This window comes from Alkalicoccobacillus murimartini, assembly GCF_030813245.1.
Classification (GTDB): domain Bacteria; phylum Bacillota; class Bacilli; order Bacillales; family Bacillaceae_D; genus Alkalicoccobacillus; species Alkalicoccobacillus murimartini.
Genome location: NZ_JAUSUA010000001.1, coordinates 1222942 through 1236492, shown reverse-complemented (window position 1 = coordinate 1236492; position 13551 = coordinate 1222942). Strand labels below are relative to the sequence as shown.

Below are 13551 nucleotides of genomic sequence, written 5' to 3'. Positions count from 1 at the left end.
AGAGCAACATACAACGGAAGAGGAGCAGATACATCAGGAAGAGAGCAAAATACATCGGAAGAAGAGCAGATACATCGGGAAGAGAGCAACATACAACGGAAGAGGAGCAGATACATCAGGAAGAGAGCAAAATACATCGGAAGAAGAGCAGATACATCGGGAAGAGAGCAACATACATCAGAAAGACAGCAAATACATCCGATCAAGTCATAAAATACCTACCCAATATCACCTCTAATTATACAGTTGACTTATATAGTTCAACTGTATATACTTTAACTATTCAGTTTGACTGTATAAGGAGGACGTATGAAACGAAATAAGCAATTACCGTTAACGGAGACGGTTTATTATATTTTGCTTTCACTGCTTGAACCGAGGCATGGGTATTTGATTATGCAACGAGTGGAAGAGTTAAGTGAAGGACAAGTGAGGATGGCTGCGGGTACACTTTATGGGGCTTTGGATAATTTGGTGAAGCTTCACTTTATTAAACCTGTGCCAGAGCAAGAGGGTCGTCGAAAAGTATATTTGATTACGCAAGAAGGAAAAGACATGTTAAGGCTAGATCAGGAACGAATGCAGTCATTACTAACGATAACAGATCAGCTGTTAAGGGAGGATGAGCATGAGGAGGTTTAAATATTTTTGGAACTTTACAGATGAAGAACAATGGTTAAATGAAATGGCACGTGATGGTAATCATTTTATATACCGCTCATTTGGATATCGTTTTGAAAAAGGAGAGCCTAAGGACACAACCTATAAAATTGATTATCGAATGTTCAAGAAAAAAGCTGATTTTGTTGATTATAAAATGCTATTTGAGGACAGTGGGTGGCAGAGGATACCATGTCCAAGAAGACATGGTCATCAATATTTTAGAAGGGTACGAGATGAGGCTTCTGACGATATTTTTTCTGATCAGACGTCAAAGGCAGCTAGATATAAACGGATATCGGAAATGTTTTTGTCGCATTTTTCTATGTTTCTGCCGATAATCTTTGTTTTTTATACTACAGGTATATTAGACGACTTCGGCATTAATCCAGTAGACTGGTACCTAACACCTGGACTTTGGGAGAAAACAGGCTCATCCTTTTGGGGAGCATTTTTGTTTGAGACTCCATTTGCCTTAATGAGAGGTTTAGCAATCTATTTACTTATATTTATGATTTTTTTATACGGTTACTATGGATGGAAAGCGAAAAAACAGTATGAGAAAGAAACAAAATCTATGTCTTAAGGAGGTCCTCCTTCATGACTGTCGAACATTTTATATAAACTAGTCTTCCACCGATTCGTGGACCACCGCCAACCTCTAAAGTATATTTTGATATGAATATAACTAAAAACGGAGGTATGAGGATGCGGACTACTAATGAAATGATGAAGGTCATCTTAGATGTAGCGAAAGCAGATGAGAGAATCCGGGTTGTTGGAATGAATGGTTCGAGAACCAATCCTACGGTACCTAAGGATCCTTTTCAAGATTATGATATTGTCTATGTCGTAAAGGATGTAAGCTCTTTTTTAGATGATGCAAGGTGGATAGATGTGTTTGGTGAGAGAATTGTGATGCAGACGCCTGAGGCAATAGAGCTCATTCCTCCATTAAATGATGGAACTTTTGCGTATTTGATGCTGTTTATGGATGGTAATCGAATTGACTTAACGCTTGTACCACTTGAGCAAAGTGAGAACTGGAATCGCGGAGATAAACTAGCAAGAGTATTACTAGATAAAGACAATATCGTACCCGTGCTATCTGACCCAACCGATTGTGAGTATTGGGTACAAAAGCCGACCCAAAAATTATTTGACGATTGCCTTAATGAATGCTGGTGGGTATCAACGTATGTCGCTAAGGGACTGTGGAGAAATGAACGAACCTACGCGTACGATCATTTGTCCATTGTTCGGGATATGTTGATTCAAATGATGAATTGGAAAGTAGGCATACAAACTGATTTTAGTCTAAGTACGGGCAAAAACGGCAAGTATCTTCAAAGATATTTGAGTGAAGATGAATGGAATGCACTCGTACAAACCTATCCAAACCTAGATCGTAAGCAAATTTGGGTTGCGCTTTTTGTCCTTCTCAATTTGTTTTCACAGCTATCGGAAGAGGTTGCCTCATCATTTGATTTCACACAAGACAACATTGATCAAGTAAAGGTTATGAACTATCTAAAGCATGTTCAGACGTTATCAATCGAATCAAAAGAGGTCTATTAAAATAAAGCCCTACACTTTGTGTGGGGCTTTTACCTATTTTCGTAAAAATAGGTAGAATTTCATCTGGTTGTCCCGAACTTTAAGAATAGGCCAAGCATATTCTATTACGTAATAAATGCAAACTTTGGCCTATGTCTAGTAGGCAATACGCATGAATATGCTAGGAATAGTTCAGAGTAATCTGAAAGGGATGATATTTTATGAACATTAAAATGGATTTTTTGCCTGTAACAGCTAGCAACCGTCCAGGACGACAACTAAATCCTACCTATATTACTCAGCATGAAACAGGTAACTCGAATGTAGGGGCAAATGCGGAAGTGCATTCCCGTTATATAAAAGGTGCAGATGCAAGGTCACGTTCTGTATCATGGCATTTCACTGTAGACGATACGCAAATTATTCAACATCTGCCGACAAATGAAGTAGCATGGCATGCTGGGCCCAATGGGAATAGTCAATCAATTGGTATTGAGCTATGTGTCAATGCTGATGGTGATTTTCAAAAGGCTAAAGCGAATGCTGCATGGTTGGTTCAACGTTTAATGAAAAACTTAAGCATCCCATTATCTAGAGTGGTTACTCACAAGCATTGGACTGGTAAAAACTGTCCAGCTCGTTTGTTAAACGAATGGGAGGATTTTAAAAAGCTAATTGAAACGGTTCAATCTGGTCCTCAGACAGGTGGTGTTCAAGTACCTGCACCAACACCAACACCACAGCCTGCAAGACCAGTAACAAACCAATTTATCGGGAATGCACAAACGTTCTTAAACAGTCGAAACTATCCGACTAAGGCTTCATTTACACCATTAGTGGTAGATGGAATAACTGGCCCGCGCACTCGTTCAGCTTTAGTACGAGTGTATCAGTATTTTGCAAGTGTACGAATTGACGGTATCTTTGGACCGGTCAGTAAACGAGCAGCTAATACACTTAGAAGAGGTTCGACCCATCAGTGGTGGGTTCGTCTGCTACAATCTGCTCTTAATACAAAAGGAGCAAGGCTAGCCATTGATGGAAGCTTTGGTCCGGCTACCGAGACTGCGGTGCGCACATTCCAGAGGAGTTCAGGTATTTCAGTAGATGGGATTGCTGGTGCCAATACGTGGGAGAAGCTATTAAGTTAAGGCCCATACTCGTAACCGGAACATTTCTTTGTTCTGGTTTACATAGTCCTGTTAAGGAAGTGCAATCTGGCAACCTTTATCGTTTTTATCCTCCTATCTGTGTTACTATTAAGGGTGATCAAACTTATGCACAGATTGAAGGAGATTTTAGATGGACAATTATAAACTAACGATTCAATACGATGGAACACGATATAAAGGGTGGCAACGTCTTGGTAAGGGAGAAAGCACGATTCAAGGCAAGATCGAAAATGTGCTTACAGAGATGGTTGGTACACCAGTTGAAATTATCGGGAGTAGCCGCACGGATGCAGGTGTTCATGCGCTAGAACAAATCGCTAATGTGAAATTACACCAAAAGACATCGGCGAGCGAGATTCAAAGCTATGTAAACAAGTACTTGCCTGAGGATATCAGTGTGGTCAAAGTCGATTCGGTTCATTCTCGATTTCATGCTCGCTACAATTCAGCGGATAAGACCTATGTCTATAAGATTTGGAATGAAGAGTATAGTCATCCTTTCTTAAGAAAGCTTAGTATGCATGTGGACCAGCCACTTGATCGACAACAAATGAAAAAAGCGAGCGCTCATTTTGTTGGTGAACATGACTTCACAGCCTTTTCAAATGCAAAATCTAAGAAGAAGTCTAACGTTCGTACCATTCGTTCGATCGACTTTTCAGAGAAGGATGGTGTCCTGGAAATTCGTATTAAAGGCGATGGTTTCTTATATAATATGGTCCGTAAGATTATTGGGACACTCGTTAAAGTAGGATTGGGTGAGTTAAAAGCAGACGCGATCCCTGGAATCATTGAATCAAAAGAGCGGGAGCATGCCGGTTTTGCTGATGCTAGTGGCCTGTATCTGGAGAAAATTGATTTTAAATTAACGTAAGTAGGTAAAAAACGCTTCTTGAGAGGAGCGTTTTTTATTTATGTTAAAAAGCCTATTCCTTTTCTTTTTAGAAAGTGAGAGTTCAGGTTAGCTTGTAGTGTATGGGAGAAGAAAATAGTATAGTGATTTGTAGCTTAATGTTTATTATTAAGCTAAAAAAACAAGCAATCTAGAGATTGCTTGTTTCGATTTTATGAATAGACCAAGTATGGGACGGTGTTGTATTCGCATTAAGTTTTTTCATTAAGTGTTCCGCGTCATCTAGGGACAAAAAAGTTTTGACTTGCTGGCTGTTAGAATCTTTTAACGTTTTCCCTTGGGCTGTACAAACTAGTGTGTACATACGGGTCAACTCCTTATTACGATTCAGCCATGCTAAAGCTGTCCCTTTATTGTCTCATACCCATTAGTAAATAGATAGATCACTCGTAAACGTATTCATCTAACAGGTGCGGCAATGTATACCCAGGTTGGGATGAAGCAATGATGTAACTCAATGTAAATCAGTATGGTGTTAATAAAGGAGAGTAAAACAATGATTAGACCATTAGAATCAAATGATGTAGAACAGGTAGTTGCGATATGGCTGGAGTCCTCACTTCAGGCTCATTATTTTATAGCGGATGCTTATTGGCAAGACCAACAGGCTGCTATGCGAGATGAATATATCCCTCAGTCTGAAACCCTTGTGCTTGAAGAGAATAGAGTGGTCCTTGGTTTCGTATCTCTTGTTGATGAACAAATAGCCGCTTTGTTTGTGGACGTGAACGCTCAGGGAAAGGGATATGGTAAACATCTGCTTCAAGAGGTTCAAAAGCATAAGAAATCACTTAGCCTTCAGGTTTATAAGAAAAACAAAAAAGCCATTCAGTTTTATCAGAATCAAGGTTTCAAGAAAATAGAAGATCAAATCGATTCTGCAACGGGGGAGGAAGAATACGTAATGGAATGGAAGAGCGAGCAGATCTAATGTAATAACGCTTGCTATCCTGCATGACACTCGCTCATGCAGGATAGAGTGACTTTCCTTATATTCGCTCCATACTTTTTAAGCTACGTATGTTTATAGGCATAGAGCATTCTTCGCTTACCCTAAATGTTACGCGCTTCTGCTGTTCATCAACTCGTTCAACGGTAGCAATGAGTTTGCGGTAATACCCATCCTCCCAATACACAACATGAACGGGTAGTGCATAGGAAAGGGATTCCATCGCGATGATTCCTAGTTCCTCTAGCTCTTGTTCATCAAGCAGTGGAGCCTCCACGCGTTTTTCTTGCTCATTCTGAGCGCGGATCGCCTGTTTATGCTCTGGTAGCATCATTCGGCTTCCTTCCCATAAAAGATTGCCACGTTTTAAATACTCACTCATTTATAATGCCCTCCAATTTTCGCGGCACGTTCTCTTGCTTGGCCAGCAGGAAGGAGAGATGAGGCACGTAGGACGGCGGTTTTGCCGTAGCGTGCTTTGATTGAGTCAATAACCTCTCCAAGTTGCCGATCATCCTGCTGTTGCTGATGCTCAAATAAATCTAGTTGAACGGTATCGCCATCAGACAAACTGGAGAGGGCGATACCAAGCCTTCGAACGGGTAGCCCATCCCAAAACTGCTCAAATAGTTGACAGACATATTTGTATACATTCAAGGCGGCATTTGTTGCATAAGGCATTGTAAACTGGCGATGGAATCCAGTCCGCACCTCGTAGCTTGCGCCTGAAACACTAAGTGAAATGGTACTGCCTTGAGCATGATTACGCCTGGCCCTGTGACAGACCTCCTCACATAGCTCTAGGAGCACGATATGAATGTCTGCTTTTTCTACATAGTCATAGGGAAGGGTCATTCCGTGTCCTATCGCTTTTTGACCTTCATGCGTCGATAGCGCAACCGGTGAATAATCCACTCCATGTGCGTTCATCCATAACACATGTCCGTGAATACCCCACCTCTTTTTGAAAAATTCAACGTTTGTATTGGCTAGGTGTCCGATTGTCCGGATGCCCCGATTGTACAGATGCTGCTTCATTCGGCTCCCTACACCAAATAATTTCTCAACGGGTAAGGGCCAAAGTGTATCATTCAGTTGATCGGCTTGAAGCTCATAGATCCCATCTGTATTCTTTTTAGCAAAGTTATCGCAAGCAAGCTTAGCAAGAATTTTGTTTTCGCCAATGCCCACCCGTGCCCGCACCCCAAATTGATTCATGATGCTCTGCTGGACCTTTTGAGCAATCTCAAAGGGAGAGCCAAACAGCTTTTGTGAGTGGGTGACGTCCATAAATTGTTCGTCAATCGAATAGGGTTCGACTAAATCAGTAAATGTCTTAAGGATGGTGGTGATTTCCATGGACACTTGAATATAATCTTGCATATGCGGTGGAACAATGATGAGATGCGCACATTTCTGTTGGGCTTCCCAGAGCCGTTCTGCGTTCTTAACACCATAATATTTAGCTTCCTTAGAAGCGGCCAAAATAACGCCGCTACGTCGATTGGGATCTCCAGAAACCACAAGTGGTTTTCCTTTGTATGCAGAATTTCTTGTCACTTCAATCGAGGCATAGAAACTTTCCATGTCGACTAAAAAAATTACTTTTTTCATGTTGTTCACCTCTTGGCGAATGTATGTTCTTAGTATATACGAATATATGTTCTTATTACAACTAGAAAAAAGAACCAATAGCTGGTTCTTTTAATCCTCAAGTCTTTTCAGCCTTTTTGGCGTTTTCGAGCAAGGTAAATCAGTAAAGCACCCATAATGACAACCATAACCCCGATAGAAACAGCCACAAGGATAACGGGCATGTTACCGGAGGCAGGCCGTCCAGCTGCAAGAAGTAACGAATGAATCCAAACAACCATAGCTGACTCACTCCTTTAAGATAAAAGTAAGATCTCTAGCTTCAGCTATGTCCAAACTTTGTCTTCTTCAAACTTTTAAGGAAGCTGAATTCGTTTGTTTATATAGGCTAAACGAATCCAAAAGCCAATGGCTGCACAAGTCAGTCCAATAATGATACCAATCCAGAAGCCATACGGACCTAAATCGGTTAATGTAGCAAGCAAATAGCCTGAAGGTATACCAATGCCCCAGTAAGAAACAAGTGCAATAATAAAAGGGATGGTGGCATCCTTATACCCACGTAAGACGCCTTGTAATGTGGCTTGGGCGGCATCAGAAAGCTGATAGAAAATCGCAAAAATAAAGAAGGTCATGGCAAGTGCTACAACGTCCTCATTATCTGTATAAAGGTACGAGATAGGTTCTCTAAAGAAATACAAAAGGACGGAGGCAAGTGTAATAATTAACATGGATGCAGTAATACCAATTCGACTGTATTGTCTAGCATCCTTTAAGCGACCGGAGCCAATCTCATAAGCCACAACAATCGTTAATGCCATGGACATACTAAGAGGAATCATAAATAACAGTGAGGCGAAATTTAATGCTGCTTGGTGTGCGGCAATAATATCGGTTGTGAACATTCGGCCTACAAGTAAGGTCACAAATGAAAAGATGCTTGCCTCAAAGAAAATAGATAATCCCATTGGTAATCCAAGAGAGAGTTGAGCTTTCCATGCTTTAAGAGAAGGGCGAAACCAATTAGAAAATAGAGCGTACGAGCGAATGGAAGGAATTTTAAAGGTCATAAAAACACTCAAACCAAAAATAATCCAATACGTAAAACCCGTAGCATACCCTGCGCCAATTCCACCTAGCTCTGGAAATCCAAACTTACCGAAAATAAGTAAATAATTAAGGAGTGCACTAATAGGCAAGGTAATAAGTAGAATGACCATCGTAATTCGAGTAAAACCTTGAGCATCAAAGAAAAAGCGCAAGACATTTGATGCAAACAATGGAATGAGTCCAATGGATAATCCAATTAAGTAATGCTTAGCAATATGGGAAACCTCTGTTTCCAATCCCATAAAAGCAAGGATAGAAGGCAGGAACAACATACCTGCAAGGTAAACAATGAGAGCTAAAATCAAAGACAGGTATAAAGCTTGAATAATGGTACGAGAGATGGTTTGTTTCTCGCCTTTGCCAAGAAGTTGCGCAACAATGGGAGTAACCGCCATAAGAATGCCATTAAAACCTGTTAGAATAGGTGCCCATAGGCTTGCTCCAACCGCAACACCAGCAAGATCGGTGGTTCCGGCACGTCCAGACATCATCGTATCAATGACGTTCATGGCGTGATAGCTGATTTGAGTAATCAAAATGGGCCAAAGAATAGATCGATAAAGGGTAATCTTTTGAATAAGTGATACAGTAGGGTACATCATACAACTCCAGTGGGCACAAAAGGAAAACGTCACAGACGATATCATCGTAACGTTTTCCCTAGGCAAGTAATATTAGTTTGAATTTGATTCTTGTGCTTCTTCTTGGTCTAGCTCCTGCTGAAACTCTTGTTCGGCAGCCTCTAGATCCGATTCAGAAACATCACCAGCAATCACACGTTGTGAGGAAGTAATATCATTGTCCTCTAAGCTTACATGAGCTTGCACATGGTAAATGCCATCTTCTTTAAATGATGTTTCAACTGTGTAAACGCCAGATCCTGAGGTTTCTGCTGCAATAGTAGAGCCCGAATCGCGTTCACCGTTACGCCATATTTCAAAATCAACATCTTTAGCATCCGTGACAGCTTCGTCACCAAAGGTCACTCGGACAGAGAGTGTGATCATTTCATGTAATGCTGTTTCACTTGGTGCACTTAAATCAGCTTGAAGTGAATCCAGTGTATCTAGCTGACGCTGATCTGATTGATTCTGCCCGATCGCGCAGCTGGCAATCATGAAAAGGGCTACAAAAGAGAAAACTAGGAGTGCTTTTTTCATGATAAACACCTTTCCTACTATCATATATTACGTTCCACTATGTAGCGTGATCTCGATGACGAAACACAGTGGAACGAGTAGTCGCAAAAATAGGCTGTGCTTTTCTATTTTAGCATAGAGCGAAAGCTTTTTTAAGACATGTATAAAATCCCTTTCAGTGCACACGATAACAAAAAAAGAAAGGGGGACAATGATGTTTAAACGAAAAAAGCAACATCATACAAGTTATATGCTTGGAGGAGCTGCGGGTGGTTTTTTGATGGCCGCAGGATTGTATGCTCTAACAAATAAAAAAACAACGCATAAGAAGACGGGTGCAGATCACCATGACACATCTAACGGCAGTCAGAAAGGCCGTCATACGCTTACGGACGCGATGCTAGAATCGGGGGATGAGATTCTTTCTGGTATGAAAGATGTGGTCGAAGCATCACGCGCTAAGTCATCAAAAGAGGAGAAAGAGTCGAAGCCGGAGTTGGCGAAAGTCATTCAGAAGACTCTTGAGCATGATCCATTTTAAGAGAAGTAGTCTCACGCATATGAGGATAGGCTCAAGCAGATGCTTGAGCTCTTTTTGTCTAGGGGGATAAAAGTAGGGTCTTGTCGAAAGATGATAGTTTTTGGTTGAAACACACTGCTTTTAAAAGGTATCCTTATAAAATGATGGGTAGGAAATAGAGGAGGCCGAGTATGGAGCGGTGGAATAACTTTGTAGATAAGTTCGTAAATTTAGATTGGGTCAATATTGCTTTGTCAATCGCGATATTTTTTCTCTTTCTTGTGTTCCGCAAACTTTTCACAAAATACATAAATAAATTAATATTACGTTTGTCCAAAAGTGGTTCAACGAAAATTGTAACCAATATCTTAAAATCATACGAGAAGCCATTACGCTTGCTGTGGGCCGTAATTGGGACCTATTTGGCTTTTCAGTATCTAGATTATTTAGATGTAACTGAAAGGGAATTTGTAAAGGACTTATATCGTTCCTTAATTATTTTTGTTGTTGGTTGGGGCCTGTACAATTATACAGCTAACCACTCAACAGTGATTTATAACTTTGCCAATAAAGCGGAATTAGATCAAGAAAGTATGTTGATACCGTTTCTATCAAAGATCTTGCGTTTTCTTGTAGTTGTGATCACGCTTGTTATGATAATTGATAATTGGGGCTTTGAAATTAGCACCTTTGTAGCGGGTCTTGGAATTGGTGGTGTGGCGTTTGCATTAGCTGCTCAGGATACGATCGGTAACTTCTTTGGTGGGATCATTATTATTACCGAACGCCCATTTAGAAAAGGGGATTGGATCGAGACTCCAACTGTAGAAGGTGCGGTGGAAGATATAACTTTTAGAAGTACTAAAATTCGTACGTTCTCAGATACACTGGTTATTATCCCAAACTCGACACTTGCTAATGAAGCCATAACAAACTGGGCAGAAATGCATCATAGGCGCGTTTATTTTAGTTTGGGTGTACGACATTCTACAACAAGTGCTAAGCTGCAACATTTACGTAATCGAATTGATTCGGAGCTTAAAACGATTGAAGATATTGAGCCAGATACGGTGATTGTAAGGTTCGAGGAGTTTACAGAATCAGGTTATAACTTAATGGTCACGTATTTCACAAATACAAATCAATGGGCAAAATATATGGAAATTCGCGAAGTTGCTCATTTTCGAATGATGGAGATTTTAGAAAAAGAAGGGGTTCACGTCTCAACACCGGCAAGTCTAGTTGTGACCGAAGATCCTGTTATGGTCTTAAGTAATGAAAAAGAGGAATAAAAAGGATTTAAAGGAAGGTGCCCTATAGTTATGGGGCGCTTTTTTCTTATGTCTGTAGAGCTATTTATTAAGAAAAGCAAAGATATCATCATCATTTAGCCGATATAAACAAGGATTATTAGTATAATAGACGTATTCTAGATAAAGGGGTCTCACCATGCGCTATTCGACCATTGAACTTGCACAAGCGAACGAAAAATTAGGGAAACAAATTTATACAAGTGATGGCAGGGTCTTACTGAATGAAGGGGCTTCGTTAACCCCCACTCTAATCACACGACTGAAACGCCTTGGAATTAAAGCTATTTACCTTCAAGATCCCTTTGATGAAGAAATTGAAGAAGAAGAAATGGTCTCTGATGAGGTGAAAAGAGAAACACTCGCGACTTTAAAAGGTTCCTTTCAGTTTGTGCAGGAGGGTGGAGATATCGAGTTAAGATCACTTCAGCAGTCCGTCAAAAATATTGTGGAAGAAATACTCGAGAACAGCCACTCCTTGCTTAGTTTGACAGATATGCGTACAGAGGATAATGGACTCTTTATTCATTCTTTAAATGTGTGTATGATTTCTGCTATTGTAGGAGTGAAGCTTGGTTTACCAAGGGCTAAGCTATATGAATTAGCAACCGGCGCGTTGATGCACGATATAGGGAAAATGGCGTCATCTAAAGAAGATGAAATCAAAGAAGAGAAAGGCCATGAGCATACATGGCGAGGCTTTAATGTCCTACGCAAAAATAGCGAAATGAGTGCCTTGTCGGCTCATATTGCCCTTTCACACCACGAGCATGTAGATGGTAGCGGTACACCACGTAATTTAGTAGAAAAAGACATTCATTTGTTCGCAAAGATCGTAACGGTGGCGAACGCATTTGATCACCTAATTAGCCCTCTTAGGCCCGGTGGAAGGATGCTACCGCATGATGCATGTGAGATTTTAATGGGCTTAACCGGCGTTCGCTACGCTCATCAAGTCATTAAACATTTCCTGAAAACCATTGCTTTTTATCCAACCGGCAGTCAAGTGGTTCTTTCAACTGGAGAATATGGGGTCGTGTCGGCACAAAATGATGGGATTCCTCAGAGACCGTATGTGCGAATTTTTAAGATGGAAGGTCATGGACAAGGTGAATTTCAAATGCATGATATTAATTTAATAGAGAATCCCACTTTGTTTATAGAAAAAATGGTTGAATGAACGATAAAAATCAAACCGGGACATAACCATATAAATGATATGAAAGACGAACAAATTGAATCGATTGCATAGTTAAAGTTGAAAACTGCTCACCAGCCAGCCCGCTGGGAGGCCACTGAAAAAAGGTCGATATGTAGTTAGGAGTTCTCTTATAAACATAAAACAGCCTTTTTTACAATTGATCACAATAGTAGCGGAAGGATAAACCGAAGACTCCTACGGAACAGAACGAGTCTGAAGACATTGAAGGGGTGCATTTCCACTTCAAGGACTGAGGCCGTACTTGTGGGTGCGAAGGTTTATCCTGGAGCGAGCCAAACTCTCATATTTATAGATGGCAAAAACCCGAATCATTTTGCGGTTTAAATCGCATAATGATTTGGGTTTTTAACTAGCTAAAATAGTCACGTCCATCTCCATAATCTTTACCATTTATTTCGTTAAGCGAAGCAAATGGATGGTATGGTATACTGACAAAATGAAAATAGAAAAAGAATAAGGAGATAAGGTTTGTCTATATTTATTCAAGTTGTATTGCCTGTTATTTTAATATTTGCTGTTGGCTACCTTATACAAAAGGTTAAAAAAGTTGACATTAGGCCCATTTCTACAATCGCAATCTATGTCATGACTCCATGTTTGGTTTTTAAAACATTTTATGAAACAGAGTTAAATAATCAGTATGTATATATGGTTGTTTTTTCTTTTGTCTTAATGTTTATTTTGATCGCTCTATGCAAAGTGTATACACATATACGAAAGATTGATATGTCTACAGAAAATGCCCTTATTCTTTCTACAGCCTTTATGAACACAGGCAATTATGGAACACCCATTATATTATTCGCTTATGGTGAAGCTGGTTTTGAGTATGCTATTTCTGCGATGGTGCTACAATCCATTTTGATGAATTTTTTTGGCGTGTATTATGCGGTAAAAGGGAAGGCTGGTATTCGCATTGCCCTAAGAGCTGTAGCCAAAATGCCTGCTACATATGCCGCGCTCCTTGCACTTCTATTAAATGCAACTAATCTAACGGTTCCCTCGAATTTATTTGGAACGATCGATTTAATATCAGATGCAGCGATCCCAATGGTGATGGTTATTTTAGGAATGCAGCTTGCGATGATTAAATGGGGCAACTTTGACTGGATGAACATCACGTTTAGTGTAATGCTACGCATGTTCATTTCACCTGCGATTGCGTGGATACTGGTTCAATTTATGCCAATTGACCCCTTACTCGGGAAGGTGTTAATTGTCTCAGCCGCTATGCCGTCTGCGGCTACGATTGTCATGTATGCTGTCCAATTTCAAGCTCAACCCAAGCTTGTTTCAAGCGTAACACTCATTACAACACTAATAAGTATCCCTACTGTAACGATTTTAATTATTTTGTTAGGGTGATTTAGATTGCATTTTTCAAGGGAAATCTTTATGATTGTGAA

General features: G+C 40.2%; 16 protein-coding genes. 11 read left to right on the top strand and 5 right to left on the bottom strand.

Annotation, left to right across the window (positions count from 1 at the left end):
• The 7 genes from J2S05_RS06550 to J2S05_RS06520 all read left to right on the top strand — a co-directional run.
• The coding region (locus J2S05_RS06550) for a hypothetical protein (protein ID WP_306981012.1) at positions 1–238 on the top strand (238 nt) is incomplete at its 5' end.
• Positions 239–309: 71 nt separating this feature from the next.
• Positions 310–642: a PadR family transcriptional regulator gene (locus J2S05_RS06545; protein ID WP_306981010.1), complete on the top strand. Its 333-nt coding sequence runs from the start codon at positions 310–312 to the stop codon at positions 640–642.
• The gene (locus J2S05_RS06540; protein ID WP_306981009.1) at positions 629–1246 is read left to right on the top strand and encodes a DUF2812 domain-containing protein; all 618 of its coding nucleotides are present in this window, start codon (positions 629–631) and stop codon (positions 1244–1246) included. Before J2S05_RS06545 ends, J2S05_RS06540 begins: the two co-directional genes overlap by 14 nt.
• Positions 1247–1368: 122 nt before the next feature.
• A complete protein-coding gene (locus J2S05_RS06535) occupies positions 1369–2238 on the top strand; it encodes an aminoglycoside 6-adenylyltransferase (protein WP_306981007.1) in 870 nt (289 codons plus the stop codon).
• Between the two features lie 200 nt (positions 2239–2438).
• A complete protein-coding gene (locus tag J2S05_RS06530) occupies positions 2439–3368 on the top strand; it encodes a peptidoglycan recognition protein family protein (protein WP_306981005.1) in 930 nt (309 codons plus the stop codon).
• Positions 3369–3519: 151 nt separating this feature from the next.
• The gene (truA, locus tag J2S05_RS06525) at positions 3520–4263 is read left to right on the top strand and encodes a tRNA pseudouridine(38-40) synthase TruA (RefSeq protein ID WP_306981004.1); all 744 of its coding nucleotides are present in this window, start codon (positions 3520–3522) and stop codon (positions 4261–4263) included.
• Positions 4264–4798: 535 nt separating this feature from the next.
• Positions 4799–5233, top strand: coding sequence for an N-acetyltransferase (locus J2S05_RS06520; RefSeq protein ID WP_306981002.1), 435 nt, complete (start codon positions 4799–4801; stop codon positions 5231–5233).
• A 58-nt stretch (positions 5234–5291) separates the two neighbouring features.
• Here the strand turns inward: J2S05_RS06520 and J2S05_RS06515 are convergent, their stop codons facing one another.
• From J2S05_RS06515 to J2S05_RS06495, 5 genes are all read right to left on the bottom strand, one after another.
• A complete protein-coding gene (locus tag J2S05_RS06515; RefSeq protein ID WP_306981000.1) occupies positions 5292–5633 on the bottom strand; it encodes a YolD-like family protein in 342 nt (113 codons plus the stop codon).
• Complete coding sequence (locus tag J2S05_RS06510; RefSeq protein ID WP_306980998.1) at positions 5630–6865, bottom strand: DNA polymerase IV; 1236 nt, start codon at positions 6863–6865, stop codon at positions 5630–5632. Before J2S05_RS06510 ends, J2S05_RS06515 begins: the two co-directional genes overlap by 4 nt.
• A 107-nt stretch (positions 6866–6972) precedes the next feature.
• Complete coding sequence (locus tag J2S05_RS06505) at positions 6973–7125, bottom strand: hypothetical protein (RefSeq protein ID WP_306980997.1); 153 nt, start codon at positions 7123–7125, stop codon at positions 6973–6975.
• A 75-nt stretch (positions 7126–7200) separates the two neighbouring features.
• The gene (locus tag J2S05_RS06500; protein ID WP_306980995.1) at positions 7201–8553 is read right to left on the bottom strand and encodes an MATE family efflux transporter; all 1353 of its coding nucleotides are present in this window, start codon (positions 8551–8553) and stop codon (positions 7201–7203) included.
• Positions 8554–8628: 75 nt separating this feature from the next.
• Positions 8629–9114 (bottom strand): FixH family protein, encoded by a 486-nt coding sequence (locus J2S05_RS06495; protein WP_306980993.1) that lies wholly within the window; start codon positions 9112–9114, stop codon positions 8629–8631.
• Positions 9115–9307: 193 nt separating this feature from the next.
• Here J2S05_RS06495 and J2S05_RS06490 point away from each other — a divergent pair, with 193 nt between their 5' ends.
• The 4 genes from J2S05_RS06490 to J2S05_RS06475 all read left to right on the top strand — a co-directional run bounded on the left by J2S05_RS06490 (position 9308) and on the right by J2S05_RS06475 (position 13510).
• The gene (locus J2S05_RS06490) at positions 9308–9634 is read left to right on the top strand and encodes a hypothetical protein (protein WP_306980991.1); all 327 of its coding nucleotides are present in this window, start codon (positions 9308–9310) and stop codon (positions 9632–9634) included.
• A gap of 170 nt (positions 9635–9804) precedes the next feature.
• Positions 9805–10905, top strand: coding sequence for a mechanosensitive ion channel family protein (locus J2S05_RS06485; RefSeq protein WP_306980989.1), 1101 nt, complete (start codon positions 9805–9807; stop codon positions 10903–10905).
• A gap of 157 nt (positions 10906–11062) precedes the next feature.
• Positions 11063–12103 (top strand): HD-GYP domain-containing protein, encoded by a 1041-nt coding sequence (locus J2S05_RS06480; protein ID WP_306980988.1) that lies wholly within the window; start codon positions 11063–11065, stop codon positions 12101–12103.
• A 510-nt stretch (positions 12104–12613) separates the two neighbouring features.
• Positions 12614–13510, top strand: coding sequence for an AEC family transporter (locus J2S05_RS06475; protein WP_306980986.1), 897 nt, complete (start codon positions 12614–12616; stop codon positions 13508–13510).
• Positions 13511–13551: the final 41 nt, after the last annotated feature.

Bases quoted from the DNA above. Each gene is read 5' to 3' on its own strand.
- J2S05_RS06545 (WP_306981010.1), top strand. From the start codon at position 310: ATGAAACGAAATAAGCAATTACCGTTAACGGAGACGGTTTATTATATT.
- J2S05_RS06540 (WP_306981009.1), top strand. From the start codon at position 629: ATGAGGAGGTTTAAATATTTTTGGAACTTTACAGATGAAGAACAATGG.
- J2S05_RS06535 (WP_306981007.1), top strand. From the start codon at position 1,369: ATGCGGACTACTAATGAAATGATGAAGGTCATCTTAGATGTAGCGAAA.
- J2S05_RS06530 (WP_306981005.1), top strand. From the start codon at position 2,439: ATGAACATTAAAATGGATTTTTTGCCTGTAACAGCTAGCAACCGTCCA.
- truA (WP_306981004.1), top strand. From the start codon at position 3,520: ATGGACAATTATAAACTAACGATTCAATACGATGGAACACGATATAAA.
- J2S05_RS06520 (WP_306981002.1), top strand. From the start codon at position 4,799: ATGATTAGACCATTAGAATCAAATGATGTAGAACAGGTAGTTGCGATA.
- J2S05_RS06515 (WP_306981000.1), bottom strand. From the start codon at position 5,633: ATGAGTGAGTATTTAAAACGTGGCAATCTTTTATGGGAAGGAAGCCGA.
- J2S05_RS06510 (WP_306980998.1), bottom strand. From the start codon at position 6,865: ATGAAAAAAGTAATTTTTTTAGTCGACATGGAAAGTTTCTATGCCTCG.
- J2S05_RS06505 (WP_306980997.1), bottom strand. From the start codon at position 7,125: ATGGTTGTTTGGATTCATTCGTTACTTCTTGCAGCTGGACGGCCTGCC.
- J2S05_RS06500 (WP_306980995.1), bottom strand. From the start codon at position 8,553: ATGTACCCTACTGTATCACTTATTCAAAAGATTACCCTTTATCGATCT.
- J2S05_RS06495 (WP_306980993.1), bottom strand. From the start codon at position 9,114: ATGAAAAAAGCACTCCTAGTTTTCTCTTTTGTAGCCCTTTTCATGATT.
- J2S05_RS06490 (WP_306980991.1), top strand. From the start codon at position 9,308: ATGTTTAAACGAAAAAAGCAACATCATACAAGTTATATGCTTGGAGGA.
- J2S05_RS06485 (WP_306980989.1), top strand. From the start codon at position 9,805: ATGGAGCGGTGGAATAACTTTGTAGATAAGTTCGTAAATTTAGATTGG.
- J2S05_RS06480 (WP_306980988.1), top strand. From the start codon at position 11,063: ATGCGCTATTCGACCATTGAACTTGCACAAGCGAACGAAAAATTAGGG.